The 10,638-nt window shown below is 64.5% G+C and carries 8 protein-coding genes and 1 tRNA gene; 2 read left to right on the top strand and 7 right to left on the bottom strand.

Annotation, left to right across the window (positions count from 1 at the left end; genetic code table 11):
• From RMO18_RS06590 to RMO18_RS06580, 3 genes are all read right to left on the bottom strand, one after another.
• Positions 1–1,391, bottom strand: a 1,391-nt coding sequence (locus RMO18_RS06590; protein WP_309664705.1) for a BTAD domain-containing putative transcriptional regulator, incomplete at its 3' end; no start/stop codon positions are given.
• 103 nt (positions 1,392–1,494) lie between these two features.
• The gene (locus RMO18_RS06585) at positions 1,495–2,400 is read right to left on the bottom strand and encodes a DMT family transporter (RefSeq protein ID WP_309664704.1); all 906 of its coding nucleotides are present in this window, start codon (positions 2,398–2,400) and stop codon (positions 1,495–1,497) included.
• Entirely contained in the window at positions 2,397–3,908 is a 1,512-nt protein-coding gene (locus RMO18_RS06580) for an amino acid permease (RefSeq protein ID WP_309664703.1), read from the bottom strand. Before RMO18_RS06580 ends, RMO18_RS06585 begins: the two co-directional genes overlap by 4 nt.
• Before the next feature lie 100 nt (positions 3,909–4,008).
• Here RMO18_RS06580 and RMO18_RS06575 point away from each other — a divergent pair, with 100 nt between their 5' ends.
• Together RMO18_RS06575 and RMO18_RS06570 are read left to right on the top strand one after the other, a co-directional pair.
• Complete coding sequence (locus tag RMO18_RS06575) at positions 4,009–4,497, top strand: hypothetical protein (RefSeq protein ID WP_309664702.1); 489 nt, start codon at positions 4,009–4,011, stop codon at positions 4,495–4,497.
• 115 nt (positions 4,498–4,612) lie between these two features.
• Complete coding sequence (locus RMO18_RS06570) at positions 4,613–5,752, top strand: histidine decarboxylase (protein ID WP_309664701.1); 1,140 nt, start codon at positions 4,613–4,615, stop codon at positions 5,750–5,752.
• Positions 5,753–6,405: 653 nt separating this feature from the next.
• Here RMO18_RS06570 and RMO18_RS06565 read toward each other — a convergent pair.
• The 4 genes from RMO18_RS06565 to rpoN all read right to left on the bottom strand — a co-directional run bounded on the left by RMO18_RS06565 (position 6,406) and on the right by rpoN (position 10,503).
• Positions 6,406–6,657, bottom strand: coding sequence for a hypothetical protein (locus tag RMO18_RS06565; protein WP_309664700.1), 252 nt, complete (start codon positions 6,655–6,657; stop codon positions 6,406–6,408).
• A 167-nt stretch (positions 6,658–6,824) separates the two neighbouring features.
• A tRNA-Met gene (locus RMO18_RS06560) sits at positions 6,825–6,901 on the bottom strand.
• A gap of 196 nt (positions 6,902–7,097) precedes the next feature.
• On the bottom strand, positions 7,098–9,101 hold the full coding sequence (locus RMO18_RS06555; RefSeq protein ID WP_309664699.1) for a hydantoinase/oxoprolinase family protein: 2,004 nt from the start codon (positions 9,099–9,101) through the stop codon (positions 7,098–7,100).
• 118 nt (positions 9,102–9,219) lie between these two features.
• Positions 9,220–10,503, bottom strand: coding sequence for an RNA polymerase factor sigma-54 (rpoN, locus tag RMO18_RS06550; protein ID WP_309664697.1), 1,284 nt, complete (start codon positions 10,501–10,503; stop codon positions 9,220–9,222).
• Positions 10,504–10,638: the final 135 nt, after the last annotated feature.

Below are 10,638 nucleotides of genomic sequence, written 5' to 3'. Positions count from 1 at the left end.
CGGACCATGCTGCGGGTTGATAGAACCTGCGCAAGGCTTGCGTGGCTGCCCGCAAGTCCTGGGTCCAGCTCGATTGCGCGCAGAAACATCGCTTCAGCTTGCGAGTCCGCCTCGGCCGACCAAAGCCGTGAAAGCTGGTGCGCCTTCAGCCAAAGGTCGTACGCAACAGGGTTCCCCGGCGTGCTCCGGGCATGGCGCAACAGGGTGATGTGGTTGACCTGGCTTGCCAGATTGGCAGCAACGGCCCCGGCCACGGATGAGCTGATTTCCTGCAATTCATGCTCGGCCACCGGGAAAAGGTGCGACCAGACTTCGCTGCCGTCGCGGCAGTCGATCAGCGTGACAAACAACTTGCCGCCCCCGGTGCGCCAGTCCAGCACGCAGTCCACCGCGAAGTCGGCGTCGGTGGCGCGGCCGATGGCGGTGAAATCCACCGCGCTGGCCGAGTCAAAGCCGGTCGCGGGCCAGGGAATGACGATCCAGCAGCGAAAGCGTGACAGGCAGGCCTTTGCCAGATACGCGAAACCCTCACCAAGGTAGTCCTTGCTGGTGTCGGGATAGCGGGTCAGTGGCGGACGGATGGTGATCCGGGGCGGGCCCAGGCGTGACATCGCAGGGACAGTCGGGATTGGTGCCGCAGCCGAACGCTGAAGCGAGACCTCGCCGCTCTTGATGGCCACCAGAAGGTCGTTCGATGCCTCGCTGGGTTCGCTGTCCAGCTCGTCCGCCAGCGCCCGCTCCAGTTGGGCGAACTGGCGAAGGGCCGCCGACTGGTCGCCCCGCAGCGCATGAAAGCGCATCAGGTACTGGTGGGCAAGCTCGTGGCTCGGCTCGACGCGCACGAGTTCCTCGGCGATACCGGTGTCGGTGAAGGCGCTGGCGGCGATCTGTCGTTCCAGATGATCGGTCAAGGCCATGGTCAGTGTCGATCGCAGGTGCGAGCGCTCGATCTGAAGCCAGGCCTCGAAGACCGGGGCGCTGGGTTGGGCGGTGCCGAACAGCTCGCCCTGCCAAAGGGCAGCGGCGGCAAGGAGCGCTGCCTGATCCCCGGCAGCAGTGGTGATCAACTCGCAAAAGCGCAACACGTCCACCGAAAACTCCGCGCCGCGCAGACCGACGGTGAAGCGGTCGGAGTCAAGGACGTCGCCGTCTGGGTGCAGCACCTCGCGCAGCTCCTTGAGGGCCTGCCGAAGGCTGCTGCGGGCAAGCTCTTCGGGCGCCGGATCCCACAGAAGCGAGGCCAGTTGTTCGCGGTTCATTCGAGAGTTCGGACTGAGCAGCAAGAGACCCAGAAGGCATCTCGTCTTGCGGGTGCGAAAGGCGACCTCCTGGCCATTGGAAAGCCGGACGGCCCGGCAGCTTCCCAAAAGGTCGACTTGAAACCGCGCCATTTACGCCCGTCCTGGAAACTTGCCCCAGCGTAACGTTGCACATTGGCCGCAAACCTTTCAACAATGGATGTGTCAACACGCTGCTGTTTCAGCAAAGTTCCCCTCAGGGTTGCAGGGCCCGGGCCGAAGGGCGGCTCTCTGGCAGCTGTGTTGGGATCCGTGCCGCTATGATCACGCCAAGAATGATGCAAATGCTGCCAATGCCGCGCAGCATGCCCATGGTTTCACCAAGAACAAGCGCTGCGATCGCCGCGCCGAAGACCGCCTCGGCGCTGACCAGAACGCCGACGCAAGTGGCCGAGATGTGCTGCTGCGCGATCGCCATGAGGACATAGGCCAGACCCTTCGAGACAAGCCCCATGAACAGGATCTCGGGCAAGGCAGCGGACAGGGCGTGCGGCGCTGGCAGACCGTGGAAGGCTGTGCCAAGACCGATGCACAGAACGCCGCTGACCGCCAGTTGCACGACCGTCATCAGCACCGGTCGGCGGGTGCGCATCACATAGGCGCCGACGGCCAGGGTCCAGACAGCAAAACCCAGCGCCGACAGCAGTGCCAGAAGATCACCCGGGGTCAGGCCGGACCAGCTTGCCCCGGCCATTAGGAAGATGCCCAGGAGCGTCGACAGGCTCGCGGGCCAGATCGCCAGATGCGGTCGCTGCGACAGGAAGAGCCAGGCCAGGACCGGGGTCAGGACAGCGGCCGTGTTGACCATGAACCCTGCGTTGGTGACCGTGGTCAGCCCATAACCGAACTGCATGACGGTGCTGGCAAAGGTGAACAGAAGCGATATCGCCAGCAGGAGTGGCAGTGATCCCCTGACCGGGGGCAGATCGGCCGAGCTTTCCCGCAGGAGCAGCGGCAGCAGCACCACCACCCCGACAAGCGCGGTGATGCCGGTCGCGGCAAAGCCGTCCAGATGCTCCAGAATGGTCTTCTGCGCGACGTTGCCGATGCCCCAGGCCAGCGCGGCCATCAGGGCTAGGGCCGTGGCCTGGTTCGGGCTCATGTTGCCAACCGGTCGGTTGCAAGTTGGGCGGCCTTGCGGGCGGCAGTCTCGTCCGGGGTCAGGATCAGCCGGTGGCGGGCCACCATCAGGTAGTAGGCGATGGCGAGCGCTAGCCAGATGACCACCCAGAACGAGCCTTGCAGAAAGCGCGTGTCCTGCACCTGACAGACGAGAGTCACCAGGCAGATCGCGATGGTCAGCCAGCCGCCGAAGCGGCCCAGTGGGCTGCGGAACGGGCGCGGCAGGCGCGGGTAATCCCGCCGCAGCACCAAAAACGCCGCGGCACGCGAGAGGTAGGACAGCATCGCCCCGAAAACCGCCATGTTCAAAAGAACCGACCCGATCAACGTCCCGGCCTCGGCCTGACCAAGGCTCACTGACAGGATCAGCATGAAAGCCAGGCCAAGGCCCGATCCGGCCAGCATCGCCACAACCGGGGTCTGGCGGCCACCATTGGTCAGCGACAACCCCGAGGGCAGATAGCCCGCGCGCGAAAGCGCAAAGATCTGCCGGCCTTGCGCGAAAAGGATCGCGTGAAAGCTTGCCACCAGCCCCGAAAGGGCGATCAGCCCCAGCATATCGGCGCTTGCCCCGCCGAAAAGTGCACGGAACCCGTCCAGCACCGGCTCTCCCGATTGCGCCAGGGCATGGGCACCCACCCCTTCGACAGCCGGGTTGATCGCGACGATCAGGAACGCCGTGAGGATCAACGTGGCCAGCGCCAGCAGGATGCCCTTCGGCACGTCACGAACCGGATCGACCGCTTCCTCGGCCGCCAGCGGGGTTTCCTCGATGGCCAGATACAGCCAGACCGCAAAGGGAAGTGCAGCCAGAACCCCGGACCAGCCCATCGGCAGGAATGGACCGTTTCCGCGCGGAAGTTCGGTCCCGTCAGCGGCGATGTTCAATGCCCAGCGGCCGAAATCGACGTGTGGCAAGGCGACGGCGCAGAAGAACAGCAGAACGCCAAGCGAGGCCAGTGTTATGACCAGGGTGATCCGGAATGTCAGCGCCACGCCAAGCATGTTGAGAGCAAGAAAGACGACGTAGGTCCCGATCCACCAGACAGGCTCGGGCACCGAGGGGCCGAAGATCGCGCCAAGATAGGCGCCGATGAAGTAGCAGATGACAGCGGGGGTCAGCACATATTCGATATGCTCGCAAATGCCCGAGACGAAGCCCCAGAACGGCCCCAGCGCAAAGCGCGCAAAGGGGTAGGACCCGCCGTTGAGCGGCAAGGTGGTGCTCATCTCGGCAATGCAAAGCGATAGCGCCAGGAACATCACGGCCATTATGGCGGCGGCGATCAGCATGCCCCCCCAGCCGCCTGCGGCAAGGCCAAGGTTCCACCCCGAGAAATGCCCCGAGATGACGGCGCCGACCCCAAGCGCCCAGAGCGACCAGACCCCGGCATGGCGCCGAAGGCCGCGCTTTTCGAAATAGCCCGGCGCAGCGCTTACATAGGTGGCCGCCAGGCGCGCGGTCTGCACTTTGTCCAAATTGGTCATGGAAAGCTCCTCGGGAAAATGGATTGGTCGATCAATGCGTCGCTAGATGCGTTGCAGAACCAGGCTGAACCCGCTGCCGTGACCGCGCCGTGACACGCGCGTGAACAGTGCCGTCCGGATCGCTACTGCCGGCGTCGCAAAGATTTACCGCCCGCTTCACGCAGCGATCACGCACCCGGTAGCAGGCTTATGTCACTGCCGGTTCAAGCGCCTTTTGGTCGAGGCCGACCAGTTTCCGCCGCAAGGCACCAACACCCTTTTTCTGGAGTTCATTGCCATGAAGATCCTCTCTGCACTTTCCCTTTTCCTGCTTGCCACCCTCTCGGGGCCGGTCCTGGCCGAAACCACGGTCAAGGCCAGCCCCGCCGAAGCGTGCCCGCTCGTCGGCTCGTTAGCCGATCCCACCGAAGACTGCGCAACACTTCGCACCACCTACCGGGCCGAAGTCAGAAACTGCATGGCCAAGATGCTCGCCGACGCAAATGCCCGGGCCGGACGAAGAACCGAAGTCAATTCACATACCAATCGGTCTCGGTTCTTGATCTGCGACAAGGGCGTCCGCGAAAAAATGGCACACCTGGTCAACTGACTTTCCGCCTGGCTTTCGGGGCGGACCTGCCTCCGCCCCGATCCTTTTGCTTTCCCTTTTGGAGGTCCACAGCATGACCCACGCCTTTCCGCGGGGCCCGTCCCTGCACCGTTCATTGAACGACGAGCTAATGGGCCGACTGGTTCAGACCGAGCAGCGCATGCGCGCAGCGCACCAGACCCACCTTGGCTATCCCTATAACCTGTCGTTCGGTCCGGGCGTGCCGGCCACCCTGCAGCAGTTCCTGATCAACAACCTTGGCGACCCCTATGTCGGATCGCATTACGCCTCAGAAGTCTGCGAGCTCGAGCGCGAAGCGGTCTCCTGGTTGATGCGGCTCTGGGGCTGCGTGAACCTCGATGACTACTGGGGCACGATCGGCGCCAGCGGCACCGAGGGCAACATTTGGGGCATCTATCTGGGCCGCGAGGCACTGCCGGATGCCGTCCTGCTGTACAGCGCCGACGCGCACTACTCGATCCCCAAAGCCGCGCGCATCCAGCGGATCGACGCGGTCGAGGTGCCGTCGAACCCGGCGGGCGAGATCGACCTTGCCGCGCTTGCGACGGCGGTGGCGGGGCTGAACGGGCGACCGGTGATCCTGGCGCTGACCTGCGGCACGACGATGAAAGGCGCGCATGACGATATCGCCGGCGCACTGGTGGTGCTGGAGGCGACAGGCCTTGGTCGCGACCGGCGCTATGTGCATGTGGACGGGGCGCTAAACGCCATGGTGATCCCCTTCCTCCAAGGAGCGCCGGACCGCATTCGCCCGTCGTTCGAGATGGGGATCGACAGCATCTCGACGTCGGGCCACAAGATGATCGGCACACCGATGCCCTGCGGCGCACTGGTCGCTCGGCGCATCCATGTCGACCGGATCGCGCGCGCTGTGGCCTACCTCAAATCGAACGACACCACGCTGATGGGGTCGCGAAACGGCCATGCCGTTCTGTCGATCTGGGCGCGGCTGTTCGGGCATGGCTACGGCGGTTACGCCCATGATGCGCTTGGCTGTTCGCTTAAGGCAGAGGCGCTGGCGGACCGCTTGCGTGCCAGTGGCAGGCCGGTACTTTGCAACCCTTATGCCCTGACCGTGGTCTTCGGCGAGCCGGGACCCGAGATCGTGAATCGATACCAGTTGGCCGCCAACAAGGGGCTGGCGCATGCTATCGTAATGCCAAACGTGACCGATGACTTGCTGGACCGCTTTGCGACCGACTACCTGAATTGGAGCAAATGGACTGCGGCCTGACAGCTCACCGGCAAAGTGCTTGCGAGGTCCGCAAAACCTTGCCAGTTCCGCCTTGGTCACCAGAAGTGGTGCTGCCCAAGAAGCACTGACTGATCGTGTCAACGGCTCCAGCCTCGAATGGCCGCTTTGGGCCGGGTGCGTCGTTGCACCTGCACGTCGATCGAGCGCGCCATGTTCCGGGCGAACGACCGCTCAGGGCTCGAAGCCGCCATCTACCGCATTGCCTGGGACCGCCCAAGTCGCTCCACTGGACACTCTGAGCGTCAAAGATCAGCAGCAGCCCGACGAGCGACAAAATTGTTCGGTGAAGTGGGAAAACCGTGGAACGAGAAATCCTTACCCTCAAAGAAGATAGCCGCCAATGCAAAGAAAGCCCTGAGCGGCCATAAGTCACGTCGCATGAATCCTCCAAGAATTGAAAAATTTCTGGAAACTTCGCGAGGGGGAGTGGAGTAAAGGTCCGGGCCGCTGGAATCTTCCCCCCTCCCCCCCAGTAGTCGGACCCCCGGCCTTCTTGCCGGAGAGCCATCTTCATCCCGTCACCAATCTATGCTCAGGCCTACATGTGGGCAACGGCACCTTGGCGCTTCGGCTCGTGCGGAGGTCGCATCACGTCGAGCATGCCAAGAACGTCCCTCATCGCCATGGCCCTGCTATTCCGCCACTTTCAGCTTCGGAGCGTGCCATGCCCGCCATTCCGCATCATGGCTCTCGCGGACCTTGGCAGCTTGGACCTTAACGACCTCGATGAGCGAGAAGATCGCGCTCGACCGAGGGTCTGGCGTGTTGAGGCCCTCGCACTCTGGGATGATCTCATCAAGGGCGAACAGAAGCCCCTTAACTGTCTGGAGTTGTATGTCGGTATCGCTGTGAGCGCGGGACACTGTGTCGGGAATCACTTGCATCTTTGTTCTTCTGCATTCCGTCGTAAGGCGGGGTGACACGGCCAGCGCGACACTGGCCGGGAGGACGGTTTCTTGCGCTTCGAGACCCTGTTGGTGGGAAAATCGGTGGGTTGGCCCAAAAGTGGGGCCGATTTTCCGTTTATTGTCAGGATGTTGGAAGATTTAGGTGGTGGCGAGGGGGGGACTCGAACCCCCGACCCCGCGATTATGAGTCGCGTGCTCTAACCAGCTGAGCTACCTAGCCACTGTGGGGGGCATTAAGGGTGACCCTTCCCAAGGTCAAGGCCGAATCGCGTAGTTTGCGGCGCCAGATCGCACCGCAGCACAGGCAGCGGTACGGCGCAGCGCCGACGAGAACCCCGGAAATGCGCGACGGCGACGAACGTGGCTGGCCCGCGCGGCAAGTAACGGGTTTGTCCTGTGCCCGTCAGATCACTTTGTCACCCGCGCGCCACCCTCGGGCGGCCCGACGCAGTGGCTGTCAGGGTGGCTTCGATGAACATGCGCCGGCCCTCTACTTCGGCTTCACGAATGTCGCGCTTGGCTTCTATGCGCAGATCCACCGCACCGGCGCGCCTTGCCCGCTCTGACGCTTCAGCGACCAGTGCAGCCTCCATCACGACAAGCGCCTCGTCGCAGGATTTGAAGGTTTGCAGGCCGGTCGCCAGATGCGCTGTAAAGCGCCCCTCTCCGGGCGAAGACACCAGGCCGGTTGCGCGCTGACTGACTTGCCCCGCCACGGCGCCGATCGCGTTGGCGACGCCCGCATGTTCAGGCAGGATCATCTCGCACCCCAGCCGCACTCCCACGGCGCCATAATAGGATGGAGCAGAGGCCCCAAGCCCGATCACCGGCACGCCAAGCCTGGCGGTAATCTCCATCACACCGCGGTGTCCTGCCAACCCTGCGGTCGTTAGCGGATGCCGGGCCAGCGCCTCGGGCAGCTGGTCCGAAAAGGCCGGATCTTCGCCAAACGCCGCTTCCAGCAGGCAGTCCACGGTTTGCGCAGTAAGTTGGTCGACAACGGCCTGCGCAAAGGCTTCTGGCCCAGTGGCGAACCTCTCTCCTGCCCCGGTCCGTCGCCGCGCAATCAGGCGCACTGCCTTTTCCGCCGCAACCTTGTCCCAGGCCGCAAGCCGGCCCAGCGCATGCGACGCATCCGACGGCGTCACCCCCGAGATCATCACCAACCCGCGCGAAACCAGCCGCTCCAGCGCCGCCACCTCCAGCCGTGAGGTCAACGCCTGCGCCATTGGCATCGGTGCCGCGATGCGTGCCAACACCGCCGCTTCGCGCGTGGAAAGCCCGCCGGTCTGGCCGGTCATCGGCACCACAAATCGGCCGTCCATCTCGCCCGTGACTTCGGTGCTGAGCCAGCGGTCAAGGGCGGCATGCACCATTGGCCCGTGATCCACGGCCAGCAAGGCCACCGGAATCAGCCGCCTTGGGCCAAGCCGCAGGCCACCGGTCAGCCCTTCGGTAAGCAAATGCACCTCGCTGTCGCCGCCAAGGCCCGTGGTGCGCATCGCCACCGCCTCGACCATGGTGCGAAAGCCGCCGACACGGGCGCCTTGCGGGTCGATCTCGGGCAGACCGCCGCGCAACAGCGCCACATCCGTCGTGGTGCCGCCGATGTCACTGACCAGCGCGTCTGACGCACCGGTCAACCAGCGTGCACCGACGATGCTTGCCGCAGGGCCGGACAGGATTGTCTCGATCGGGCGTTCGCGGACCATGGCAGCCGAAATCAACGCCCCGTCACCGCGCACCACCATCAAGGGCGCATCGATCCCGACCGCGGCCAGATGCTGTTCGCAGGCCGCGACCAGCCGGTCGATCATCCCGATCAACCGCGCGTTCAGCACTGCCGTCAGTGCCCGCTTTGGTCCGTTCAACTGGGCCGACAATTCGTGGCTGCAGGTTACTGGGCGGCCGGTCACCCGGCGGATCACCTCGCGCGCGGCAATCTCATGCGCGGGGTTACGGGTGGCAAAGCGTGCGGCCACCGCAAATCCCATCACTTCATCGCCAAGACCCCGCACCGACTGTTCCAGTGCCGTCAGATCAAGCGGCGCCGTTTCGGTACCAGCATGGCTGTGGCCACCGGCGAACGAAATCACCGGATCGCCCTTCAGCGCCTCGATCAGCCCGCCCCGGCCCAGATCATCCGCATCAAAGCCAATGAAGATCAGGGCAACACGGCCGCCCTGCCCCTCGACCAGCGCATTGGTGGCAAGCGTGGTGGACAGCGACACAAGGGCCACTTCCGACGGGGTGACACCCGCCGCCGCAATCGCCGCATCTACCGCCTCGCCGATACCCACCGCCAGATTGTGGCGGCTGGTCAGCGCCTTGGCCTTGCCAATCACGCGGTTGGCAGCCTGATCAAGGATCACTGCATCGGTGTAGGTGCCCCCGGTATCGACACCTAGAAAATAGGCCATAATCACGCGCCTCGCCTGCCAGTTCTCGCCCCTGCTAGCCCGGTCAGCCTGAAACGTCACCCCTCGGCGCGACAGATGTCGAAACAAACGCGCCATTGGTTGCGCCGATTAGGGATGGCTAGCCGCGCCGAGCCCCCGCCTTGCGCCGCCGATGTGCCGGGGGCAGGCCGAGCATTCCGCGATATTTGGCCACGGTGCGGCGCGCAACAGGCATGCCCGCCGCTGACAGCGCCTCGGCCAGAGCCGCATCTGACAAGGGACGCGTGCCGTCTTCCTGCGTCACCAGCCGCATCAGCCGATCCCGCAACGCCGCCGCCGACAGGCCGTCTTCCGATATCGCCTGGCTGAACAATGCGCGCAGCCACCAAGTGCCCTTCGGTGTATCCACCGCAGCACCGGCCACGACCCGGCTGATCGTGCTTTGGTGCAGACCGACGGCTTCGGCCACCTCGGCCATGGTCATCGGCTCCAACGCGCCGACGCCGGTTTCAAGAGCCGCTGCCTGACGCATCAGGATCTCACGCCCCACCGTCAACAGCGTGGCATTGCGGCCTTCGACCATACGGATCAGCGCCTGCGCCGCAGCCCGGCCCTTACCCTTCTTTTCGGCCAACGACAGCGCCGGCAGGGCCGACCGGTTCAGCGAAATCTCCCACCCCGCATCGCCTTTGCGGGCCATCAGATCGGGTTCCCGTATCGGCGCGGCACAGGCCTGAAACTGCGTGCCGGGCTTGGGATCAAACCCCCGGATCACCGCGATTTTCTGCCGGACCACCTGCTCGCTCACCCCAAGTTCCCGCGCGATTCGACCAAGGTCCCCCGCCGCCACCCATTCAAGCCGTGCAAGCACGCCTTGCACCACCGCATCCAACTCATCCGCCTCTGCGGCTTGCAAGCGCAGGCAATCGGCTAGCGATTGGGCAAACAGACCAGGCGGGTCGATCCGCTGTTGCACCTGCGTCAGAACCGCAGTGACCTCGGCCACGGACGCGTTCGACTGCTTGGCAATCGCCGCCAGTGACGCCCCAAGCCAGCCACTCGGCTCCAGCGCCTCGATCAGGGTGCCGGCGATCCGCGCGTCCCGATCCTGAAGCCGCATCGCGGCAACCGCAGCCCAGGCATGCGCAACCAGACTTGGCCCCGCCGCTTCGATTTCTGGCGCTTCGCCCCCCGGATCCTGCCCGCGCCCGCTTGACCGGACCAGCGCATCGCGCCACCGCGGCAGCCATTCACCAAGCGATTGCCGGGCCAGCACCAACTGCGGATTTTCCGCCGCCTGTTCCTCAAGATATCGCGACAGGCCCGCCGCGTCGGCACGCAGAATCCGGATCGCCGTCGCCAGTCCGGTGTTCAGGGACAGCCGCTGGGTCTGGGAAACCGTGATCCGCGATCTTGACTTCATTTGTCATCCGGTTCTGAGGCGCTGGTCCGCAAGTGATCCCACGTAAGCCGCTCACACTCAACACCTCAGCAATGCCCGGCCACAGTCATGCAGCCATGGTCGCGCAGCCGGACCTGCCGTCGTCTGCACCTGCCG

It is taken from the genome of Tabrizicola sp., assembly GCF_031377265.1.
In the GTDB taxonomy this organism is placed as follows: domain Bacteria; phylum Pseudomonadota; class Alphaproteobacteria; order Rhodobacterales; family Rhodobacteraceae; genus JAUYQR01.
The sequence above is the reverse complement of the archived record's forward strand: the minus strand, read 5'-3'. Positions and strand labels throughout refer to the sequence as shown.